The sequence below is a fragment of the Klebsiella sp. K47 genome (assembly GCF_051858335.1).
Lineage (GTDB): Bacteria > Pseudomonadota > Gammaproteobacteria > Enterobacterales > Enterobacteriaceae > Klebsiella > Klebsiella pneumoniae.
The window spans coordinates 1-231 of record NZ_JBPYUI010000306.1 but is presented as its reverse complement, the minus strand read 5'-3'; the positions used below and the strand labels follow the sequence as shown (position 1 = coordinate 231).

The window sequence follows — 231 nt, the reverse complement described above, 5'->3', positions numbered from 1 at the left end:
CCGCCGACCCCCTCCTTGTAAGGGAGGTGCTCTCCCAGCTGAGCTAATCACCCGATACTACGCTGGATACTACTAAGCGGTGGGTCGTGCAGGATGACTCGGCTTCGCCTCGCCCTACGGGCCGTTGCTGACGCAACGTTATCCTTCACGTTTTACTATCGCGTTCCACCAGAACGATTGGTGGGTCGTGCAGGATTCGAACCTGCGACCAATTGATTAAAAGTCAACTGC

At 55.8% G+C, this 231-nt stretch carries 1 other RNA gene; it reads right to left on the bottom strand.

The window, feature by feature from the left end:
- Nucleotides 1–77: 77 nt before the first annotated feature.
- Nucleotides 78–231, bottom strand: a non-coding RNA gene (locus RRF55_RS28145) — RtT sRNA; the annotation flags it as partial.